The sequence below is a fragment of the Legionella hackeliae genome (genome assembly GCF_000953655.1).
Lineage (GTDB): Bacteria > Pseudomonadota > Gammaproteobacteria > Legionellales > Legionellaceae > Tatlockia > Tatlockia hackeliae.
In genome coordinates this window covers 564,003-584,643 of the sequence record NZ_LN681225.1, presented here as the reverse complement: position 1 = coordinate 584,643, position 20,641 = coordinate 564,003, and the positions used below count along the sequence as shown (strand labels likewise).

Below are 20,641 nucleotides of genomic sequence, written 5' to 3'. Positions count from 1 at the left end.
AACCTGCTACCAGTAGATTATAGAGAAATGATTAAACGCCAAAAGGATCGCGTAAAATAATCGTAGAATCTCTTTCTGGACCTGTTGAAAGCATATCAACAGGAACCTGGAGCAATTCCTCGATACGTTTAATGTAGGCAATCGCATTCGCAGGAAGCTTTTTTATATCCGTAACGTCTGCTGTTGATTCTGACCATCCAGGCATTTCTTCATAAATAGGTTCTAAACCTTCAAAATCTTCAGCAGCTTGAGGAGGACGAGACAATAGTTGTCCAGTAACATCACGATAAGCTATGGCAATTTTTACGGTTTCAAGACCATCTAACACATCTAACTTGGTCATGCATAGACCAGTAATACTATTTAATTCAATGGAACGTCGTAAGAGTACTGCGTCAAACCAGCCACAACGGCGTGGGCGACCAGTGACAGCGCCAAACTCATTACCTCGCGATGCTAATCCTTTGCCAATATCATCATGTAACTCAGTTGGAAAAGGACCACCACCAACTCGTGTTGTATAAGCTTTAGTAATACCGAGAACATAATCTAAATAACGGGGCCCAAAGCCTGCGCCATTGACCACACTACCTACACAAGTATTTGATGAGGTCACAAAAGGATAGGTTCCATGATCGATATCAAGATAAACCCCCTGAGCACCTTCAAATAAAATAGCATCACCCTTTTCGCGATGTTCGTGCAAACAAGTTGTTACATCGCAAATCATGTCTTTTAACTCATTAGCCCAGACTTTGGCTTCTTCCAGTAGCGGCGCTAATTCAACCTCAGGTTGATTATAATAGTTTTTTAATACAAAATTATGATATTGCAGCAATTCAGTAAGCTTGGCTGTAAAACGCTCATGGTGTAACAAATCTTTAACCTTAAGCGCTCTCCTGGCAATTTTATCTTCATAAGCCGGGCCAATTCCGCGACCAGTTGTTCCAATAGCAGCAATCCCTTTTTGGCTTTCACGGGCTTTATCCAATGCGATGTGATAAGGCAAAATCAAAGGACAGGCCTGGCTAATATGTAACCGGCTACGTACGTCAACACCTTTGCTTTCCAATTCTTTAATTTCATCCAGCAACGCTTGCGGTGAGAGCACAACCCCGTTACCAATATAACATTGGACATGAGGGCGCAACATTCCTGAAGGAATTAAACGCAATACGGTCTTTTCGCCTTTAATTTTAAGGGTATGACCAGCATTATGGCCTCCCTGATAGCGAACAACAACCTGGGCATCGTGAGTAAGTAAATCAACAATTTTACCCTTACCCTCATCACCCCATTGTGTTCCGATGATTACAACATTTTTACCCATAATGGACTCTTTACTCTGCAAATTGATGAACAATGGTGAGGAGAACAACTCCTACCAGCATGCTAAACAACCCGGTGATACGCAATACTTTTTCATCCTGTCCAATAATTTTGCGCAATAATTCCTTCCATTTCACGGGTGAAGTAAATGGCATTAACCCCTCAAACACTAGCATAAGTGCAAACGCAGAGAGGAAATTAATGATCACAAACAACCTCCAACAAAAAAGGGTTAAGCATGCTTAACCCAATTTCGGCAAAATTAGCGATTATATCAGTTTTTTAAGTTAGTACCATCACCTTTTCGTCCTGCACTCTTAAAGTAGTCAAAAAAAGCACTGCTTTGGTCAAGAATAAGAATATCTCGCTTATTGTTAAAGCTGCCTTTATAGGCTTTCAGACTACGATAAAACGCAAAGAACTCAGGATTTTTGTTAAATGCTTCTGCATAAATCCGAGCAGCTTCAGCTTGACCTCGAGCTTTAATTTTTTGCCCCTCACTTTGTGCCTGAGCCAGTAAGACGGTTACCTGCGCATCCGCTGCAGCTTTGATAGCCTCAGCAATGGCATTACCATCTGCACGATGACTATTAGCAATTTTTTGCATATTGGCTCTCATTAATTGGAAAATATTATTACTTGTATTTTCCGGCAATTCGATGCCCTTAATGCGAACGTCAACAATTTTGATACCCAATTGGCTAGCTTGCTGTTCTGCTTTAGAACGTAGTTTCTCAGTCAGATCTTCTCGTCCACCAGACACATCAGAAATAGTACGTCTACCAAATTCTGCACGTAATGATGTATTTAATTGCTGCTCCAGTAAAGTTTCAGCCTTAAATTCATTACCACCAGTTGACTTATAATATTGTGCCAAGTCAGCGATTTGCCATTTAACATAATAGTCAACGATGACATCTTTCTTTTCTTTAGTAACTATACGAGAGGATTTAATATCCAACGTCTGAATACGTGTATCAAAAACGCGTACATTTTCAATAAAAGGCGTTTTAATATGTAAACCAGGGCCTAGAATTTTAACATTCTGACTATGATTATCCATAACCAAACGGCCTAAGCGGAGCAATATTCCATGCTGTCCTTGAGTAATAGTAAAGACACTCGCAAGTATCACCAATAAGATGGCAAACGCAAGAATGCCCAGTATCGTTTTTGCTGCACTCATTAGTCATCTCTCCCTTGCCGATAAGTTCGTCTACCAATATTGCGGTCAATTACTATGGTACTGTCTGCCTGATCATCTGCTGCTTCCTTTTTCTTTGCATCAGCAGGCATGGTATCCAATACAGGATTAAGACTCGCATTGGCTAATTTATCTAAAGGTAAATAAAGAAGATTTCCTGATTTACCATCGACAATAATTTTACTGCTCTTGCTCAAGACTTGTTGCATCATGTCTAAATACATACGTTCCGAGGTTACAGCAGGTGACTGAACATATTCAGGCAATAAGGCTAAAAACTCGGCAACCTCTCCCTTAGCACGGAAAATGACCTGCTGAGCGTAGGCTTGAGCCTCTTCAAATATACGCTTGGAATTTCCTTCTGCAATCGGTACCACTTTAGCTTGATAAGCCAAAGCCTGCTCTTTAAACCGCTTTTCATCTTCACGCGCCTTAATCGCATCATCAAAAGCATCTTGAACATTTTCCGGTGCTCGAGCAGGTTGTGGTGATACGTTTACAATCACGATCCCCGTTTTATATTTATCCAAAATCTTTACCAAGGTATCTTGGACACTGTTTCCCCAAGCCTCTCGCCCTTCAGTAATAATTTGATCAAACGTTGTTGTCCCTACTACCTGCCTTAAGGCACTTGATGTCGCTTGCTGGAGACTTTCCTGCGGATCAGCCACATTAAATAAATAATCTTCCAAATCACCAATACGATATTGAACGACTACAGAGACCGCAACAAGATTTTCATCCTTGGTGAGCATCTGAGCTGAATAGGAATAATCCGATACCCTATCAACATTTTGTACAATTTTGGAGGAAATAATACGTGGAATCCAATGGGGACCTGGCCCTACTGTCTCTACATATTTGCCAAAACGTAGAATAACAGCTTGCTCGCCGGTATCAACAATAAAGATACCCGCTATAGCCCATAAAATAAAAACAATCAAGGCAGCCATAATAGCGAGCAACCCGCCACTACCTTTGCTCGTTGGAGAATCCCCTTCAGGTTGGTTAGAACCGCCGCCAAAAAAAGTTTTTCTAAGTTTTTCTTGAAAACGCTTCAATGCTTCATCCAAATCCGGTGGCTGATTTTTACCGCTCCATGGATCCTTGCCCTTATCTGGCTCATTCCAACCCATCTATATCTCCGCTTTTACAGAAAATTAGAATTCTATGGGGTATACTCGCTTTAAGCAAGCAAAGTAAAACATTAGACCATCGCATTGACTTCAATGCGCTTTGTCAAATCTACTGCAACAATGGAGTTTGGTCCAAACTTACATGAATAGAGTGCGTTGTTTTAGTCATCTCAACCACAATTCTGGCGGTTCGCGAACCAGGATGCATTTCGGCATAAGCCTTAGCATGTTCCCAACAAGTAACCTCCCCCTTGGCGATTAAATGCAACATCTCACTCCAAGGGTTAAAAAAGCTGGTCTTTAAAACTTGCTTATATCGTTTGATAAATTCTGTAAAAAGCGCTTCTTCCTGAGTGAGTACCTCTTGGTTTTTTTCGTCAACAAGCTCACTCTCTTCTACTTTTGCAGTAGAAGGCTTCTGTGAACTTGATTGAATTAAAAATGGAAGTTCAAGTCCTAAACCGTCAGCTTTACCTACCAAATGACGGAACGTTTGCCCCCAGGAATTCTTGGCAAACATAATATCATGCAGAGGATCTTGTTTATTGTAACATTTTCTCAAAAACGTAGCGGCTAGTTTTGGCTGTTCCTTAGTGTATTCTTTAACTGCGGCAAATAATTCGTGGCGATTATCCATAAGCAACGAGCGCAATAACGGATGTGCAGCAACTTCTGCACCATGACAAAGCAACATGGCAATACCATGAAGCGCTTCTTTAGGCTTTTTATTATCATGCACACGGATACAGAGACGATCCATTGCACTATAACGATCTTTATCCACAACACTTATAAATTCCTGATTACTCTTCAAATCCAAACTTTGATAGTGGACAAGTAATTCTTTCATCGCGTTGATTTGCCCATGACGAGCCGCAAGTAAAAGAGGCGATTCCATCAATTCGCCAAATGGATTTGAAAGTTCAGCGCCTGCCTGAATCAATAGAGGAATAGCGTTGGAAAAACCACTCAGCACTGCTTGATGAACAGGCTGTATCTCCCAGCTTCTGCTTCCAACTTCGGATGGACTTGGCAAATGAATGTTAATACCCTGTTTGATTGCTAACTCTAAATAATCAATATTTCCACTTTCAATGATTCTATAAATGAGCTGCTTTCCCTTGATATCCCTTGTATTCAAATTTAATCGTTGTCGAGGCTCTTTATCATCAGCTAAGTGTTCTTTCAGAAAAAGAGGCACTAAATCCAGCTTTTTTAATTGAAAAATAAGATGTAAGGGCTCATTCGCATTAATGTCTATCGTTTGTTGTAAAAGCCATTCAATCTGATTAGTTACATTACATTCTTCTGAATGCATTTGAATCAAATATTCAAGAACCGTTTGTTGTTTTCCGGTGGTAGTAAAAAATACCTTGCGAAGAAAATTTTCGTCTTGTTGAACTTTGTTTTGAATTAGCTTTACAAAGGCTTCCATTCCTTCAGTAATTGCTTGATTTATTTCATCAAATAAATTCATCGTCTTTAATTCCCCAATATTTTTCTTCTTATCGAAAGACCATTCTACATATTGGACAATTGAAGATCAATTTATTTGTCTTTTAACCCTTTTTATAAATCAAATCCCAAACCCCATGCCCAAGCTTATTACCACGTTGCTCAAATTTGGTTAAAGGTCGAGTTTCAGGTCGTGGAGAAAACCCACCTTGTTGCTGCATATTCTCTAAGGATGATTCTTTAGACAATACATCAAGCATATGATCAGCATACTCTTGCCAGTCTGTCGCACAATGAATAAAACCACCTGTTTTAATTCGTTCAGTGAGCAATTTTACAAACTCCGGTTGAATTAAACGTCGTTTGTGATGACGCTTCTTAGGCCAGGGATCGGGAAAGAAAATTTGAACACCCGTTAACGATTCTTTGGCAATGTGATGCTTAAACACTTCCACTGCATCATGAGCAACAATACGTACATTATTAACTGATCTTTCATGCAAATCAGCAGCTAAACTACCTACCCCCGCTTGATGAACTTCAATACCCACGAAATTACGCTCAGGAAATTGCTCAGCCATCGCTAATAATGAGGCTCCCATACCAAAACCGATTTCAACGATAGTTTCTGCTTGCCGAGCAAACAGTTGTTCAAAATTCCATGGGGAATCCGTTAATGGTAGCTCATAATCTTTTAACCAAAGATCCAGGGCTTGTTGCTGTCTATTACTGATGCGCCCGCCTCGTAAAACAAAACTCTTTATTGTTCGCATTAAAAACACTCTTTATTAAAATGTTGTGAATTATACCTCTTACTGACAATTTTGTGATCATATGGTATGCTAATCTTTAAATTCTTAGAAATAAGAACAAATTATCTTTGCTTCTAACAAGCCCATCGGATAAAACTTGGCTTGGACTGCTTAGTCAATGTCCATAGGATGTCATTTCAATTCGTTTTGAGTAAAGATTTATTGCTGGCAAAATAAGGTAAAACATTGCATAATGAGCCTTTTTTTGCTATAAAACCGCTCTTGTATTTTACACCCGGCCAATTCGCTTGGCGAATGCCTTGAATTTATACAAAGCTGAATTATTAAATTATCGGAACACTTTGGAGTAATACCATGTCAAGAGTATGTCAGGTTACTGGCAAGCGACCAACCACTGGTCACAATGTGTCGCACGCCAACAACAAAACCAAGCGACGTTTTTTACCTAACATCAAAGAGCACCGTTTTTGGGTTGAAGAAGAAAATCGTTTCGTTCGTCTTAAAGTAAGCACTAAAGGCATGCGAATTATCGATAAATTAGGCATTAAAATGGTTCTGGATAAACTCAGAGCACAAGGCGAAAAAGTTTAATTAAAGAGGAAACATCATGGCAGCGGTTACTATTAAAGTTAAAATGGAGTCCAGTGCTGGAACTGGTTATTTCAAAACTACTACAAAAAATCCTCGTAATGTAACGGAAAAACTTGAATTAAACATGTATGATCCTGTAGTTCGTAAACATGTTATTTTCAAAGAGAAAAAAGTTAAATAAATTACATGAAGGGCCTCTTAAGAGGCCTTTTTTTCGTCAAAAAATTTTCGGTTAGTAAAATTATAAAACTTCTAGTTCATTTTTAGCCTCAACAGTCCTTAAGAATACTGTATTCGCTACTGGATAATCCCTTTGGATCAGTTAAACTTAGTAAAAAGCGGTGAGAACAAAGAGGATTTGCATGAAACCATCGTTGCAGCTAAATATCAGTCAGCAGTTAACACTTACACCTCAACTTCAGCAGGCTATTCGTCTTTTACAATTATCTACGCTTGATCTGCAGCAAGAAATACAGCAAGTCGTTGAATCAAATCCAATGCTTGAGGTAGTACCAAATGACGAAAAAGATGAGCCCCGTATAGAAAACAAACAAAATACAGATGAATTTACTGACTTTCAATGGGCTCAACTTTACTCCAGTCAAAATAAAAGAACTAATTTTGATGATCTGGATTTTAATTACGAAAATTTATATTGCACAACGACCAACTTACAAGATCATTTGCGTTGGCAGCTTGATTTAACACCGATGAGTGATGTCGATCGAGTTATTGCCACAGCCATTATTGATGCGATTGATGACGATGGCTTTTTAACTCTGCCGCTCACGGAGTTACACATGAGCCTAGACAGCGAGGCTCACCCTCTTGATTTAGAGGAGATTGAGGCAGTCCGCCACCGTGTTCAGCATTTTGATCCTGTTGGTTGTGCCGCTACTAATTTGGCAGAAACTCTTTTGATCCAGCTTGAGCAATTACCTGATCATAACGGTGATCTCATTCTGGCAAAGCAAATTATTCGAGATGACATTGAATTGCTCGGGCAACATAATTACCGCCAACTCATGAAGAACTATCAAATTAATGAGTCTACGCTTGATCGTGTGCTGCAAATTATTCAGCGCCTCAATCCTAAACCAGGTAGTTTAATTCAACAAAGCACTACCGAATACATTATCCCTGATGTGATTGTCAAAAAAATAGAAGGGGTATGGGAGGTTGCCTTAAATCAAAATATTCTCCCACGTTTAAGTATTAATACGCATTATGCCTCTCTTATCCAACGAGCAGATAATAGTGCCGATAATCAATTTCTAAAAAATAATTTACAAGAAGCACGCTGGTTTCTAAAGAGTATTCAAAGCCGACAAGAAACCTTATTAAAAGTGGCACAAAGCATTGTGGAATATCAGCAAGATTTTCTAGAGCATGGTGAGGAAGCAATGAAACCTCTTATCCTAAATGATGTAGCTCTCGCTCTAGATATGCATGAATCCACTATCTCCCGTGTTACCACACAAAAATTTATGCATACTCCGCGGGGAGTATTTGAATTAAAATACTTTTTTTCTAGTCATGTAGGGACAATTACAGGAGGGGAGTGTTCATCCACTGCTATTCGCGCTGTCATTAAAAAGTTAATTGCAGCTGAAAACCGCAAAAAGCCCTTAAGTGATAGTAAAATCGCCCAATTGATAGGAGAACAAGGTATTCAAGTTGCCCGTAGAACAGTTGCTAAATACCGAGAAGCCATGGGGATTGCTCCTTCCAATGAGCGAAAAACCATTCGTAATTAGTTGTATTAATAATAGTAGGAGAACGTTATGCAAATTAGCTTTACTGGTCATAATGTGGAGGTTACCCCCGCTTTAAGAACCTTTACGGTAGAAAAATTTAATAAACTTGATAGACATTTTGATAAGATAACGTCAATTCATGTAGTCTTCGATATTGAAAAATTGAGCCAAATTGCTGAAGCAACTATTCAAGTTGTCAAAGGCGAATTACATGCGCGAGCAGAATCTGAAGATATGTATGCAGCTATTGATGCATTAATAGACAAACTTGATAGACAATTGATTAAACATAAAGAAAAAATTCGTGACCACCGCGAGTAATAGGGTTCAGTATTCCAATGGCAGAGTTTTACTCTGCCTTTTTTTTTGAGATAGCATTAAGGAGTTGTGTCCTCACTATAAGACAAGGTAAAATACAACTAGTTTTTCTTTTAATCTGTAATCATGCAACTTTGTCAGGTGATTCATCCAAGCGATGTTTGTATTGATAGTACTTCACACAGCAAAACCGCAGTGCTATTAAAAATTAGTCAATTACTGAGTCAGACTTATCCGGAGCTGGATCCACAAGAGTTATTTGATGCTTACTGGAAACGAGAATGCCTCGGAAGTACTGCCATTGGCCAGGGAATTACCATTCCTCATATTCGCTCCGCTGCAATTAACACACCGAAAGCGTGTGTTATTCGTCTACTTAATCCTATTGATTTTGGAGCTGAAGATAAACAACCGGTGGATTTAGTGATAGGACTTGTGGTACCACAAGAACAAGTCAATCAGCATTTGCAATTACTTGATGCCATTATTAAACAATTTAGCCAGTCATCCTTTCGGGATTTATGCCGACAAACAATGTGTCCTAACGAACTTTATCAACTGGTAAGTATTACTAACTCCCCTCTTGAAACAGCCTAGCTTTAACTCAGTCATGAAGCTAATTTGCACTTCCTGGCATTTATTCCTATATAAATAATAACGATTAAATACCCAAAGGGAATTGTATGGGGAGGTGAACTTCTTTTTATTTTAACCTTTCAAAAAATTATAACTTTGGGTCAGACTAGAAGTGACTGTTATGACCAATATTGCTGCTATAAGATGGCTTACTCAAGGGCCGCGTAAACCGCCTCTAATTCAATACATGTTACTTGATCAACAGTTAGAATATCTTATTTATCCTAAACAGATAATTGTCTCTAATCTTAAGCTGGATTTATATAAGATTTTTAATCATATTGAAGAATTTTCTAAACATTCTTCGCTTAAAGTAAGATATAAATCCATCACTAAAAGTTATGGTGGTCATCGCCGAGATTCTGGAAAATTTCATTTACTTATTAACCGTATTTTACAACGAAAACATTTGCTTGAATCGAATAGTCGAACAGTGTCTTTGCTAAAAAAAGAGCAGTTGGCTTTTTTTAAAAATGCTCTTTATTTACTCGATATTGATTGCAAAACAAGAGGCAACACCTTTGTTGCTCATCTGTGGGCAATTGCTTTAAAAGTGACTAAAAAACAAGTCAGTTCTGTAGTCAAAAAAATATGGAAGACTTGTCAAGGGATAAAAAGAATGAATAAACATTCCACCGTCAAATTTGCTGAATTTTATGCCCATATTAATTTTTATAGTAAGCATCCACCTGGCACCTATTTTTGTTGATAATCACTCCCTCTAGCCTATCCACTACCCATTGTAGAAAATTGCAGCACGTGTTACATTGTAACGGTATGATTAAAACTAAAATTACCATTATCAATAAACTAGGTTTACACGCTCGAGCTTCTGCGAAATTCGTTTCTACCACATCGCGATTTCAAAGTCATATTGACGTTACCAAAGATTCAAAGACCATCAATGGAAAAAGCATTATGGGGGTCATGATGCTTGCTGCCAATAAAGGTTCTGAATTAATCTTGGAAATTGAAGGTCCTGATGAACAAGAAATGGAAAAAGCGATTACCGATCTAATCAACAATCGCTTTGGGGAAGCTGAATAAATTTAAACTTGTTTTTTATCATCCTCGGTCGCACGTTTACGCTGCTTACGCACTCGCTGTACAGCTATCAATGTTTGGATAGGGCCTGACAACGCATAAATTACAAATCCCGTAAATAAAACTACCGACGGATTCGCAGCAATCGCTACAAATAATATAACCATTACTAACAAATATAGAAACGGTACTTTTCCTTTAAAATCGATTTCTTTGAAGCTGTAATAACGAACATTACTAACCATCAAAATCGCAGCAATAATAGCGATTACTGCTGTAATAACTGCAATGATGAAATGCGTGAGTTGGTTCTGGTAACAAAACCAGACAAGCGCTGAAACAATAGCAGCCGAGGGAGGGCAGGCTAATCCTTGAAAATAGCGTTTATCCGCAGTTTCTACCTGAATATTAAAGCGCGCTAGACGCAAAGCAACTGCAGCAGTATACATAAACGCAACTAACCACCCTACTTTCCCTAGTTTTTGCAAATTCCAACTATAAAGCAGTAAGGCAGGTGCGACACCGAAGGTGACCATATCTGACAGGCTATCGTATTGGGCCCCAAATGCAGTTTGCGTATTTGTTAAACGTGCAATTCTTCCATCAAGGCCATCAGCAAGCATCCCTATAAAAATAGCAATTACAGCAGCCTCATATTGCGCTTTAAGCGATGCCACAATAGAGTAAAAGGCAGCGAATAAACTTGCCGTTGTAAACAAATTGGGTAATAAATAAATGCCTGAATGACTTTCTTTTGGGTTCACAGTCTCGACTCAGTTAAATCAACCGCCAACATCCTATCATAATCCCCGCCATTCTTGCTATTACCTCGTTGTTTTTACAAGATGATGCTATACTAGGCATACTGTTTTTATAGTGCTTAATTTTCGCAGATTGACATGACCGATTCCAAGACCAAAAAAATTGTCATTGAAGGTGTTACGGAACAAGGGAAGCCTTTTCGTCCTAGTGATTGGGCTGAGCGAATGAGCGGGACCTTGGCAAGCTTTAAAAACAGACGAATCCACTATTCTCCGCTTTTGCAACCAAGTATTAACACGGAAGGTTATAAATGTGTTTTACTGGACCCCAAACTGAAAGAATCCAGTCCACAGGTTTACCAGGCCATTCTCGATTTTGCCAAAGCTAATAATCTTAAAATTTGTGGTGAAAACGAATAATCTTGAGATGCATTCTCATTAGGAACCAGTCCCTGAACCACCGGTGTAACTTCTTATAGTGATTGTAAGCTGGACCAGTTGATTCACTATAGCAGCCAGCATGCTTGCTGTATTCTGAAAGTTCATTGCCAATATGCCGGCACAAAGAAAGACCAGCCCCTTTGGCCCCCATTGCACACCAGGCTCACTGGCGTGCACCAATAAAACACAGCCCCGTATAAACCAGATAAGACCTGCCGTTTGAATGACAAGTATCATCGAACTGTAAATATTATAAGGGTTATAATCTGAATACTGTAACACATTGCCAGTACCAAATGCGGTATTCGCCATTAAACTAACACCAGTGGGTAAATAAAGCAGTACCGCAGCCCCAACTAAATAGGCAGCTGGCACAAATGGACGTTCATTGGATTGGCGACCACCACCGATTTTCTTTAGTTTTGTTAAAGCAGTTATAAAAAAAACAATTCCCAGAATATATGCACCCCCCGAAAGAAGATGCTGAACAGGGAAAAGTGATCGGCTTATATTGCCAATCATTGTTACTAAATCGATGCTATTCATAGTCTAATTATATACCAATTCATACGTGGCTCTTGCAATGCATAATTTTTCCCCTAATATTAGTCAATTTTCTTTACTATATATTTATTATGCAGATTCTAACCTTCCCAATTACTTTAAAAGAAGCCTTTATGCTTTCGCCTAAAGTAAAGCATTTTATTTTTAATGCCGATCAGACTCCCCCGTTTAATTATATCCCTGGGCAATTTATTACCATTCATTTTGAAAAAGATGGTAAACATTTTAAACGTAGTTACAGTATCGCCAATGCACCGTCACAAGACAATCGAATTGAATTTGCAGCAGGCTATGTCGAGGATGGTCCTGGAACTGATTTATTGTTTAACTTAAAACCTGGCGACACGATTAATATCAGCGGACCTTTTGGTCGTTTAATTTTAAAAGATACCATGCCTGAGCGTTACATTCTGGTTGCAACCAGTACAGGTATCACTCCCTACCGGGCAATGATAGATGAATTAAAGCGTCGCCTACAAACAAATCCCTCACTGAAAGTAGTCATTCTTCAGGGCGTGCAAAGGCATGAAGAAATTCTCTATTTTGATGAGTTTCAAGCATTTGCAAATCAATATCCTCAAGTTAGTTTTCGTGCTCACCTAAGTCGAGAAGCTTCAGATAAATTACAAGAACATGAGTACCCAGGCTACGTGCAGCACGCCTTCCCTGATCTTTCTTTAAATCCGGAAGGTGATGTAGTTTATTTATGTGGAAATCCCGGTATGATCGATGACTCTTTCAATTATTTGAAAGATAAAGGTTTCGGTATGCAGCAAATTATTCGAGAAAAATATATTTCAGCACCAGGCAAATAATCTTTTGCCGCGTAAACAGGAGAATAAATAAATGTATTATGATGAATTATCAGCGACCATGGAGCATTTACTGCAAGATGGTAAAGGGATTTTAGCCGCTGATGAAAGCAACAGCACCATTGGCAAACGTTTTGACTCTATTGGCATTGAAAATACTGAAGAAAATCGTCGAGATTACCGCTTACTTCTCGCAACAACACCCGATCTTGAACAGTACATTAATGGCGTTATCTTATTTGAAGAAACATTCGAACAAAAAGACGAGGCAGGTACTCCTATCGCAGAGCTCTTTGCAGCGAAAGGTATCGTACCAGGAATTAAAGTCGATAAAGGTTTAACCAAACTATCGAATACTGATGATGAAAAAGTGACGATGGGATTAGATGGACTTACTGAGCGACTGGAGCATTTTAAAAAATTGGGTGCTCGCTTTGCGAAATGGCGTAATGTTTACACTATCAGTGAATACACTCCCAGCTTAACAGCTATCAAAGCAGGTGCTGAAATGCTTGCTCGTTACGCTGCAACTTGTCAGGAAGTAGGTATTGTCCCTATTGTTGAGCCCGAAGTATTAATGGATGGCGATCATTCTATTGAGCATTGTGCTGAAGCTTGTGAAATGGTTCTTCATGAGGTTTTCCATGCTTTATTTATTCATCAAGTTGAATTAGAAAATATCGTATTAAAACCTAGCATGATTACTTCTGGTAAATCAGCAAAACCATTTAGCACTCCAGAAGAAGTTGCAGATTACACGGTTAGTGTCTTTCGTAATAATGTACCTGCTGCAGTGCCCACCATTAATTTTCTGTCTGGCGGTCAATCTCCTGAACAAGCTACAGCCAATTTAAATGCGATTAACAGCACCGGCTATCAGCCATGGAATTTAAGCTTCTCTTATGGACGCGCCTTACAAGAAGATTGCCTACAAGCTTGGGGCGGAAAGAAAGAAAATATCAATGCAGCCCAAGCAGCGTTACTAAAGCGTGCTCGTTTAAATAGTGCTGCTTGTTTTGGTGAGTACAATTCCGATATGGAATAAAATGTGATTTAGATTGCTTTGTGTTGCTCGTAATGACAATAATCAGTCCCAAATCATCATGACGAACATAGCGAAGCAATCTATTGCGCTTATAGTCTCCTATTTCCCTGAATAATTAAAATTCAAACCGTGCCAAAAGTGGAACATGATCGGATAATAAACGCCATGGCTTGCCTCGTAGGCATTGCACATCAGCAACCTCCATCCCTCTGAAATATATTCTATCCACGCAAAATGCTGGCTTTATAGCAGGAAAAGAGCGCGCATGCTGCCCTTCCATCCTAAAAAAGGCTTCGTGTATACCTAACTCCTCTTCTAAAGGTTTAGAAAGATGATGACGCCAGTCATTAAAATCTCCAGCCATCAATAGCGGTTCATTCTCAGGAACCACTGCATTAATTCGCTCCATCAGGGCCTTGCATTGAGATGCACGCTCTGCTTTAAACAAACCAAGATGCACACAAAGTAAATGGATAGTCGGTGCATCCTCCGCTATCTTTATTTGTCCATGAAGAATGCTGCGAGAGGCCCTGTTCATTGATGATAAATTGATATTTTCAAACTCTTCAAAGGCAAATTTACTTAGAATGGCATTACCATGATGACCTGAGGTATATACTGCATTTTTTGCGTACAAGTAATGAGGCCATATTTTTTCAGCAATGTATTCAAATTGCGGTAGATCAGGCCACGCATCAATACGTTTCTCGCGACGACGATGCTCACCCTGCACCTCTTGTAGAAAGACAAAATCGGGATTGAGCCCTGATAATGCTTCCCGCATTTCTGGCAAGAGAAAACGAATTTTACCTAAGCTAAAGCCCTTATGAATATTGTAAGTAATCAAGGACAAGCTACGTTTTTTTGATTGCATATATTATCTAAGAATAATCTCTTATTTTAAGCATATACCAGCTTCAAGCTAAACTTCTCACTTATATAATGTAACATATACAATATTATAATGAAAAAAAGCCTTGAGGCTTCTTATGAATACATTTACTGTTTCAATTCCAGGATTTACGATTGCTGGCAAAGCCTATGGCGACCCCAATTTGCCGCCTATGCTTGCGCTTCATGGTTGGCTGGACAACGCAAATTCTTTTGATCTATTAGCACCTTATCTTGAGAAGCATTTTTATTTATTGGCTGTTGATTTACCTGGTCATGGTCATTCGTCGCATTTACCTGAGGGTTGCTACTATCATTTCAGCGATGGTATTTTTACCACGTTAGCAATTATTAAAGCTCTGCAATTTCGACAAGTACATTTGTTAGGCCATTCCATGGGCGCATGTCTTGCAAGTCTTATTGCAGGTGTAGCACCTGAGGCAATCTTGTCCTTAATTTTGATTGAAGGCTTAGGTCCTTATTCAAAACCCGAGGAAGCTTGCCGTGAACAACTGGCACAATACCTCCATCATACGAGCCAAAAAGAAAAAGAACCCAGACCCTATTACTCGCTTATGCTAGCAGCTCAGGCACGGTCTAAAAGAGGTTATTTGTCGTTAGAACATGCACACATTCTTTGTGAAAGAGGAACACGTAAAGAAAATAATGCTATATACTGGCGTCACGATAGGCGCCTTTTAACCCCAACGCCATTAAGAATGACAGAAAAACAGATCCTTTCTTGCTTATCCAATATTACCGCCAAGAGTTGCCTCATATGGGGAAAAGAGAGTTCTGTTTTCGATGACTATGATATGGAAACACGAATCAAATCCGTTGCCCATTTAAACGTTTATTATTTGCAAGGGGGACATCATGTTCATATGGAACATCCTGAGGCACTAGCCAAATGTTTAACTCAGTTTTACGAGCTGACTTAATAGGAAACAGCTAATTAATTTAAGTTTGGTCATCCCCGAAGGGATGACACAAACATAACGTTGAGCGTTATTTAGAGGGCGTGGTTAAATTGCAGAAATCATATTTTACTGCAACTTCCCCAAGAGACGCTTTTACGTCTTCTAAAGAGTAGTTATAGTCTCTTGCTGCAGCAAGTACACCACATCCACCTTCATCAAAGCTTGAGTTAGGAGTCCAGTAATCCATATTTGCTTTCACCATCACGTCAAACGCCTTGCGCGAATCCCAACCTGGTTTATTTGCCAAGATGTAATACAAGTGATTGAATACACCGCTGGAATAGTGCACGTCCAAACCACTATTGTACTCATCAGCAGAGTCAATTGACGAACCATCACGACTTGGCTTATCCATATAACGCAAAGCATCCCAACCGCTGTCTTCTTTCATGATTTCAGCGCCGATTTGCCAACTGCTTTTTCCTACTGAATAGAATTCAGCAGCTTGAGCAGCCATATCCGAAAAAGCCTCATTCATTCCACCAGATTGACCATAGTACTCCAGGTTAGAATGTTGTTCAGTAAAACCATGGCTAATCTCATGTGCACCAACACCCAGTGATACCAAAGGATACATCATCGATTCACCATCACCGAAGGTCATTTGCTCACCATCCCAATAAGCGTTTTCATAACCATCACCATAGTGAACACGCATCACTAATTTCATTGGTGAACCATCAGACTTGGTTAACGCTTGCACGCCATACCAATCAAAATACATATGTTTGATGACATAACCGGCATACAATGCATCATTTGTTGGTGAGTAAGCACCGTTGTCTCTGTCATATCCGTCACCATCACGACCTGTCCAGAAAGTGAGAGTAGTGTTATCTATAGACTTTTTACATCTGAATTTCATGGGCTTATTATTGGAATAATATTCATGTTCCATATCAACAACTTTGACATCGGTATTTTCCAGATAACAGGTACTACCAATTTTTTCACGAGTAATATCTAACAATGGAAAGTCTCTTCCATAAGAAAACAAGCCAACTTTGTTATTACCGCCAAAACCCATACCTTTTGCTGGAATACGAGCTGTTTTAACATCATTCCACTGAACAAAGGGTTTGAATGATACAGCATCAACATAGGCAGTTGGTTTCTCAGGAATTTTATCAGTATGACGTACAAAAATACTGACTTTATATGCCCAATGGGCCTGGTTGTTATCATCCATGTAAACAACAGGCGTTACTTGCTCAGCACTTAGATCTTTATTTTGGTAAGGGGCTTTAAACTTTTCTAAAGCAACTTGACCATTTTTTACAAAATCTGCAGCAGGTTGCCCTAATTCTTTTTGTAAATCACGATAAACTTTACCGTTCATGGTTGCATCTTTTTGCGCACTCAAAAGGCTTTTTGCATTACTATAGCTGTGAACTATTGCATAACCACCGATAACAGGGAAACCGGCATATTCTTGTTGCATACGAATATGAGTCACGTGATTTTTATCCGTGTGTTGCTTAAGAAACTGTAAATTGTTAACAGTAATTGAAGAAGCTTGTTTACTAACACCGGGGAGGTTTAAGTGGAATTGCTGCTGTAGTTGTTTAAAGGATTCCGTTTGCAGAGAAATCGGTTCAGCCGCTTTAGCAGAAGATGCCATGGTAAGTGCTAAACTTGCAACTAACGGTGATAAATAAAAATTTGTATGCATTAATCTACTCCTTAAATATCTGAGGCAATCTCATCCGGGAGTGCCATGTTGGGGGTAACTCTTTCCACGGTGTTCTAACTGAAAACTCATGTCAAGAAAACCTAGGTAACAACTATCCTTACAACAATATCCCGTTGAGTTGAATTTCGAACTTTAGAGTAAGCATGTTGAGGTTGGGCTATGCTAAAATCCGAGCGTCAATCTTAACAGGTATTGGTCAAGCTATCATAGTTTTTCTTTTTTTTAAATTAACAATTTCAATTTCACACCCTCTTAAGCGCCCAAATAAAAAACATTTTGTTTGAAATTCTTAAAAAATAGTTGATAGTTTAAAATTAAAGCAATAGAAGGGTTTGCCTCAAACTAGTTTTAAGTGATAATTCCCTATTGCCAAGCAGTGAAATTATTCGTTATGAGCACCATTATTACTGATGTTGAATTAGCTAAAACCCATTTACAACGGGGAGAGATTGTTGCGATTCCTACAGAAACGGTCTACGGACTTGCCGGAAACGCAGAAAATGATGAAGCTATTCATAAAATTTACGCACTCAAACAAAGACCACTCAATCACCCATTGATTATGCATGTTGCTCAAGATTGGGATTTATCAAAATGGGTCTCGTTTGTTCCTGAATACGCACGTATTTTAATTGATAAGTTTTGGCCTGGACCATTAACTTTAGTACTAAAAAGTAATCTGGCGACAGTAAGCCCTTTAATTACCGGCGGACAAGATACCATTGCATTGCGAAGTCCCAAACACCCCATAGCTCAGAAACTTCTACAAGAGCTTAATTTTCCTCTGGTGGCTCCCTCTGCAAATCCTTTTGGCAAAATCAGCCCAACCACAGCGGAGCATGTTCGTGACAGTTTTAAAGAGAATGAATTATTGATTCTTGATGGCGGGCGATGCCAGGTTGGTATTGAATCTACGATTCTTGCGGCGATAGCTCCCGACCAATACAAGATTTTGCGTCATGGGGTGATAACAGAACAACAAATTTCAGCGATTCTGCCACAAAAAGCAGCCCGAGAAGAGAGTTCTATTAGAGTTCCTGGAAAATTAGCAAGCCATTATCAACCTGAAAAACCGCTCTATTGTTTTGAGAATGCTGCGGCTATTCAGCAGTTTTGCGAACGCATTCAAGAGGCAGTGTTTGTAATTTCTTTTGCCGAATTTAACCAGCATCCCTCGCATTTATACTACAAAATGCCAGTCTCAGCAGAGCAATATGCGTTTGAGCTGTATTATCAATTACGCCATGCTGATCAATCCCAGGCCTCTTGTATTGCAATAGAGTTGCCCCCTGCAGGAGTGAACTGGGAAGGTGTTCGGGAGCGGATCCTGAAAGCTGCCTATCGCTAAACCATCAGAAATTTTACTGCACTTTAGTTCCCTTTCTCTAAATGCAGTAAAACTTGCGCCGGTGTTACCTTATCCCCTTTTTGGCAAAATATTTCGGTAATTGTACCACCAAACGGTGCTTGAATTTCAGTTTCCATTTTCATAGCTTCAAGAACCAACAATGTCTGTCCCGCGTTTACTTTCTGTCCGACTACCACGGTAAGATTGACAATGGACCCAGGCATGGCCACGGTAATATCCCCAGGACTGGACGTTTTTTTCTTATTGGAGGTTTTCGCATGAGCGTCTTCAGACTCTTCCTCTTCTTCAGTAATAATTACTTCCTCAGGCACCCCATCAACCCATAAGAAACACGCCTGTTGTCCTCTTTCGCGCTCCCCATAGCCTGCAATTTTTACATGGTAATTTTCTCCATGGAGCGTGATATCAAACTCTGACAGATTGCTATTCGTAGTAGTATTAGGTTCAGTAATGAGTGGTTCAGGTTGAAGTGTATTATGTTTACGCTCATGCAAAAATTGTCTACCAATTTCCGGAAACATTGCAAAAGACAGAACATCTTCGTCACTTTTTGCCAACTCTCCGATTTCCTGGCGCAATCGATTTAGCTCATTAGGAATTAAATCTGCAGGTCTTACATCAATTGCTTCCGTATGACCTATTGCCTTTTTACGTAAACCAGGACTTATTTTTCCGGGTGCCGCCCCATATTTACCCTGACAATACAATTTAACTTCATTAGTAATTGTCTTATAGCGTTCGCCCGTTAAAACATTCATCACAGCCTGAGTACCAACAATTTGCGAAGTTGGTGTTACCAAAGGTGGATAGCCTAAATCGTGACGAACACGTGGAATTTCAGCTTGCACCGCATCAATCTTATCCAGTGCTTGCTGTTCTTTCAGTTGACTATACAAATTTGAAATCATCCCACCAGGAACTTGATAAACTTGGACCCGAGGGTCTATATCACGCGCTTCACTTTCAAATTGCTGATATTTTTTTCGAACCTGTTTGAAATATTCACCAATATCCAGCAATAAATTTAAATCCAAACCCGTATCAAACTCTGTCTCCGTCAAGGCGGCAACCAGGGACTCCGTCGCCGGGTGCGATGCCCCACCTGAGAACGAGGAAATGGCTGTATCAATATGGGTGCAACCTGCAAGGATAGCCTGGTAATGACACATGCTGGCTAGACCAGAGGTTGAGTGGCTATGGAGATGAATAGGTAGTTGGGTGGCTTGCGCTAACGCCTCATAAAGTTCCACTGTGGCGCTTGGCGTTAATAATCCTGCCATGTCTTTGATTGCAATGCTATCACAGCCCATTTCAGTCAATGCTTTGCCCAAATCCACAAAACTTTCAAGCGTATGTACTGGACTTGTTGTATAACAAATTGTTCCTTGAGCGTGTTTTTTATTCGCTTTAACTGCTTGAAGAGCGACACGCAAATTGCGAACATCATTTAATGCATCAAAGACGCGAAAAACATCAACACCATTATTCGCCGCCAATTTAACAAAGGCCTGCACCACATCATCGGCATAATGGCGATAACCTAATAAATTTTGCCCACGCAATAACATTGACAAGCGTGTGTTAGGCAAGACTTTTCGTAACTGTCGCAAGCGAAGCCATGGGTCTTCTTTTAAAAAGCGTAAGCAAGCATCAAAGGTTGCCCCACCCCATACCTCCATCGCCCAAAAACCAACTTTGTCCATTTTGGGGCAAGCCGGCAGCATGTCTTCAGTGCGCATCCGAGTCGCGATTAAACATTGATGTGCATCACGTAAAGTAACATCAGTTATATGTACTGTTGGCATAAATCAATCCATTGCTTCAAAAAACGTTCTTCCTTAC

Annotated in this window: 23 protein-coding genes; 12 read left to right on the top strand and 11 right to left on the bottom strand. The window is 39.6% G+C overall.

The annotated features are described in order from the left end of the window. Window positions 1–31 precede the first annotated feature (31 nt). The 6 genes from LHA_RS02750 to trmB form a co-directional block, all read right to left on the bottom strand. Window positions 32–1,330, bottom strand: a complete 1,299-nt coding sequence (locus tag LHA_RS02750) for an adenylosuccinate synthase (protein WP_045105179.1) — start codon at window positions 1,328–1,330, stop codon at window positions 32–34. Between the two features lie 10 nt (window positions 1,331–1,340). Continuing rightward, the gene (locus LHA_RS02745) at window positions 1,341–1,538 is read right to left on the bottom strand and encodes a DUF2065 domain-containing protein (protein WP_045105178.1); all 198 of its coding nucleotides are present in this window, start codon (window positions 1,536–1,538) and stop codon (window positions 1,341–1,343) included. A 65-nt stretch (window positions 1,539–1,603) separates the two neighbouring features. After that, window positions 1,604–2,515, bottom strand: coding sequence for a protease modulator HflC (hflC, locus tag LHA_RS02740; RefSeq protein ID WP_045105177.1), 912 nt, complete (start codon window positions 2,513–2,515; stop codon window positions 1,604–1,606). Beyond that, complete coding sequence (gene hflK, locus LHA_RS02735) at window positions 2,515–3,669, bottom strand: FtsH protease activity modulator HflK (protein WP_045105176.1); 1,155 nt, start codon at window positions 3,667–3,669, stop codon at window positions 2,515–2,517. The genes hflC and hflK overlap by 1 nt, the downstream gene beginning before the upstream one ends. 109 nt (window positions 3,670–3,778) lie before the next feature. Further along, window positions 3,779–5,146, bottom strand: a complete 1,368-nt coding sequence (gene ankC, locus LHA_RS02730) for a Dot/Icm T4SS effector AnkC/LegA12 (RefSeq protein ID WP_045105175.1) — start codon at window positions 5,144–5,146, stop codon at window positions 3,779–3,781. An 82-nt stretch (window positions 5,147–5,228) separates the two neighbouring features. Then, entirely contained in the window at window positions 5,229–5,897 is a 669-nt protein-coding gene (gene trmB / locus LHA_RS02725; protein ID WP_045105174.1) for a tRNA (guanosine(46)-N7)-methyltransferase TrmB, read from the bottom strand. A 354-nt stretch (window positions 5,898–6,251) separates the two neighbouring features. On the opposite strand from trmB, the gene rpmB reads away from it, so the two are divergent. The 7 genes from rpmB to LHA_RS02690 all read left to right on the top strand — a co-directional run bounded on the left by rpmB (window position 6,252) and on the right by LHA_RS02690 (window position 10,246). After that, entirely contained in the window at window positions 6,252–6,488 is a 237-nt protein-coding gene (gene rpmB, locus LHA_RS02720; protein WP_045105173.1) for a 50S ribosomal protein L28, read from the top strand. A 16-nt stretch (window positions 6,489–6,504) separates the two neighbouring features. Continuing rightward, complete coding sequence (gene rpmG, locus LHA_RS02715) at window positions 6,505–6,669, top strand: 50S ribosomal protein L33 (RefSeq protein ID WP_045105172.1); 165 nt, start codon at window positions 6,505–6,507, stop codon at window positions 6,667–6,669. Between the two features lie 181 nt (window positions 6,670–6,850). Further along, on the top strand, window positions 6,851–8,245 hold the full coding sequence (locus LHA_RS02710; protein ID WP_045105171.1) for an RNA polymerase factor sigma-54: 1,395 nt from the start codon (window positions 6,851–6,853) through the stop codon (window positions 8,243–8,245). Window positions 8,246–8,272: 27 nt separating this feature from the next. Continuing rightward, window positions 8,273–8,566, top strand: coding sequence for a ribosome hibernation-promoting factor, HPF/YfiA family (gene hpf / locus LHA_RS02705; RefSeq protein WP_045105170.1), 294 nt, complete (start codon window positions 8,273–8,275; stop codon window positions 8,564–8,566). A 123-nt stretch (window positions 8,567–8,689) separates the two neighbouring features. Further along, complete coding sequence (locus LHA_RS02700; RefSeq protein WP_045105169.1) at window positions 8,690–9,160, top strand: PTS sugar transporter subunit IIA; 471 nt, start codon at window positions 8,690–8,692, stop codon at window positions 9,158–9,160. A 160-nt stretch (window positions 9,161–9,320) separates the two neighbouring features. Further along, window positions 9,321–9,908, top strand: a complete 588-nt coding sequence (locus LHA_RS02695; RefSeq protein ID WP_231861965.1) for a hypothetical protein — start codon at window positions 9,321–9,323, stop codon at window positions 9,906–9,908. 68 nt (window positions 9,909–9,976) lie between these two features. Further along, entirely contained in the window at window positions 9,977–10,246 is a 270-nt protein-coding gene (locus tag LHA_RS02690; RefSeq protein ID WP_045105168.1) for an HPr family phosphocarrier protein, read from the top strand. Between the two features lie 2 nt (window positions 10,247–10,248). Here the strand turns inward: LHA_RS02690 and pssA are convergent, their stop codons facing one another. Then, the gene (gene pssA, locus LHA_RS02685; protein WP_045105167.1) at window positions 10,249–11,007 is read right to left on the bottom strand and encodes a CDP-diacylglycerol--serine O-phosphatidyltransferase; all 759 of its coding nucleotides are present in this window, start codon (window positions 11,005–11,007) and stop codon (window positions 10,249–10,251) included. Between the two features lie 135 nt (window positions 11,008–11,142). Between pssA and LHA_RS02680 the strand changes: the two genes are divergently transcribed. Beyond that, window positions 11,143–11,424: a DUF3579 domain-containing protein gene (locus LHA_RS02680; protein WP_045105166.1), complete on the top strand. Its 282-nt coding sequence runs from the start codon at window positions 11,143–11,145 to the stop codon at window positions 11,422–11,424. 18 nt (window positions 11,425–11,442) lie between these two features. On the opposite strand, the gene LHA_RS02675 is transcribed toward LHA_RS02680, so the two are convergent. Next, window positions 11,443–11,991, bottom strand: coding sequence for a hypothetical protein (locus LHA_RS02675; protein ID WP_045105165.1), 549 nt, complete (start codon window positions 11,989–11,991; stop codon window positions 11,443–11,445). A gap of 89 nt (window positions 11,992–12,080) precedes the next feature. On the opposite strand from LHA_RS02675, the gene LHA_RS02670 reads away from it, so the two are divergent. Together LHA_RS02670 and LHA_RS02665 are read left to right on the top strand one after the other, a co-directional pair. Further along, window positions 12,081–12,824, top strand: coding sequence for a ferredoxin--NADP reductase (locus tag LHA_RS02670; RefSeq protein ID WP_045105164.1), 744 nt, complete (start codon window positions 12,081–12,083; stop codon window positions 12,822–12,824). 31 nt (window positions 12,825–12,855) lie between these two features. Next, a complete protein-coding gene (locus LHA_RS02665; protein ID WP_045105163.1) occupies window positions 12,856–13,866 on the top strand; it encodes a class I fructose-bisphosphate aldolase in 1,011 nt (336 codons plus the stop codon). A 115-nt stretch (window positions 13,867–13,981) separates the two neighbouring features. Here the strand turns inward: LHA_RS02665 and LHA_RS02660 are convergent, their stop codons facing one another. Next, window positions 13,982–14,740 (bottom strand): endonuclease/exonuclease/phosphatase family protein, encoded by a 759-nt coding sequence (locus LHA_RS02660; RefSeq protein ID WP_045105162.1) that lies wholly within the window; start codon window positions 14,738–14,740, stop codon window positions 13,982–13,984. 115 nt (window positions 14,741–14,855) lie between these two features. On the opposite strand from LHA_RS02660, the gene LHA_RS02655 reads away from it, so the two are divergent. After that, the gene (locus tag LHA_RS02655; RefSeq protein WP_045105161.1) at window positions 14,856–15,698 is read left to right on the top strand and encodes an alpha/beta fold hydrolase; all 843 of its coding nucleotides are present in this window, start codon (window positions 14,856–14,858) and stop codon (window positions 15,696–15,698) included. 67 nt (window positions 15,699–15,765) lie between these two features. Here the strand turns inward: LHA_RS02655 and proA are convergent, their stop codons facing one another. Beyond that, complete coding sequence (proA, locus tag LHA_RS02650; protein WP_045105160.1) at window positions 15,766–17,409, bottom strand: zinc metalloprotease ProA; 1,644 nt, start codon at window positions 17,407–17,409, stop codon at window positions 15,766–15,768. 412 nt (window positions 17,410–17,821) lie between these two features. Here proA and LHA_RS02645 point away from each other — a divergent pair, with 412 nt between their 5' ends. Then, window positions 17,822–18,778 (top strand): L-threonylcarbamoyladenylate synthase, encoded by a 957-nt coding sequence (locus LHA_RS02645; RefSeq protein ID WP_045105159.1) that lies wholly within the window; start codon window positions 17,822–17,824, stop codon window positions 18,776–18,778. Window positions 18,779–18,801: 23 nt separating this feature from the next. Here LHA_RS02645 and oadA read toward each other — a convergent pair whose 3' ends face one another. Next, window positions 18,802–20,604: a sodium-extruding oxaloacetate decarboxylase subunit alpha gene (gene oadA / locus LHA_RS02640; protein ID WP_045105158.1), complete on the bottom strand. Its 1,803-nt coding sequence runs from the start codon at window positions 20,602–20,604 to the stop codon at window positions 18,802–18,804. Between the last annotated feature and the right edge of the window lie 37 nt (window positions 20,605–20,641).

Bases quoted from the DNA above. Each gene is read 5' to 3' on its own strand.
- LHA_RS02670 (WP_045105164.1), top strand. From the start codon at position 12,081: ATGCAGATTCTAACCTTCCCAATTACTTTAAAAGAAGCCTTTATGCTT.
- proA (WP_045105160.1), bottom strand. From the start codon at position 17,409: ATGCATACAAATTTTTATTTATCACCGTTAGTTGCAAGTTTAGCACTT.
- LHA_RS02695 (WP_231861965.1), top strand. From the start codon at position 9,321: ATGACCAATATTGCTGCTATAAGATGGCTTACTCAAGGGCCGCGTAAA.
- LHA_RS02660 (WP_045105162.1), bottom strand. From the start codon at position 14,740: ATGCAATCAAAAAAACGTAGCTTGTCCTTGATTACTTACAATATTCAT.
- LHA_RS02675 (WP_045105165.1), bottom strand. From the start codon at position 11,991: ATGAATAGCATCGATTTAGTAACAATGATTGGCAATATAAGCCGATCA.
- LHA_RS02645 (WP_045105159.1), top strand. From the start codon at position 17,822: ATGAGCACCATTATTACTGATGTTGAATTAGCTAAAACCCATTTACAA.
- rpmG (WP_045105172.1), top strand. From the start codon at position 6,505: ATGGCAGCGGTTACTATTAAAGTTAAAATGGAGTCCAGTGCTGGAACT.
- LHA_RS02680 (WP_045105166.1), top strand. From the start codon at position 11,143: ATGACCGATTCCAAGACCAAAAAAATTGTCATTGAAGGTGTTACGGAA.
- hflK (WP_045105176.1), bottom strand. From the start codon at position 3,669: ATGGGTTGGAATGAGCCAGATAAGGGCAAGGATCCATGGAGCGGTAAA.
- LHA_RS02665 (WP_045105163.1), top strand. From the start codon at position 12,856: ATGTATTATGATGAATTATCAGCGACCATGGAGCATTTACTGCAAGAT.
- oadA (WP_045105158.1), bottom strand. From the start codon at position 20,604: ATGCCAACAGTACATATAACTGATGTTACTTTACGTGATGCACATCAA.
- LHA_RS02700 (WP_045105169.1), top strand. From the start codon at position 8,690: ATGCAACTTTGTCAGGTGATTCATCCAAGCGATGTTTGTATTGATAGT.
- LHA_RS02750 (WP_045105179.1), bottom strand. From the start codon at position 1,330: ATGGGTAAAAATGTTGTAATCATCGGAACACAATGGGGTGATGAGGGT.
- hflC (WP_045105177.1), bottom strand. From the start codon at position 2,515: ATGAGTGCAGCAAAAACGATACTGGGCATTCTTGCGTTTGCCATCTTA.
- rpmB (WP_045105173.1), top strand. From the start codon at position 6,252: ATGTCAAGAGTATGTCAGGTTACTGGCAAGCGACCAACCACTGGTCAC.
- ankC (WP_045105175.1), bottom strand. From the start codon at position 5,146: ATGAATTTATTTGATGAAATAAATCAAGCAATTACTGAAGGAATGGAA.
- trmB (WP_045105174.1), bottom strand. From the start codon at position 5,897: ATGCGAACAATAAAGAGTTTTGTTTTACGAGGCGGGCGCATCAGTAAT.
- LHA_RS02655 (WP_045105161.1), top strand. From the start codon at position 14,856: ATGAATACATTTACTGTTTCAATTCCAGGATTTACGATTGCTGGCAAA.
- hpf (WP_045105170.1), top strand. From the start codon at position 8,273: ATGCAAATTAGCTTTACTGGTCATAATGTGGAGGTTACCCCCGCTTTA.
- LHA_RS02710 (WP_045105171.1), top strand. From the start codon at position 6,851: ATGAAACCATCGTTGCAGCTAAATATCAGTCAGCAGTTAACACTTACA.
- LHA_RS02690 (WP_045105168.1), top strand. From the start codon at position 9,977: ATGATTAAAACTAAAATTACCATTATCAATAAACTAGGTTTACACGCT.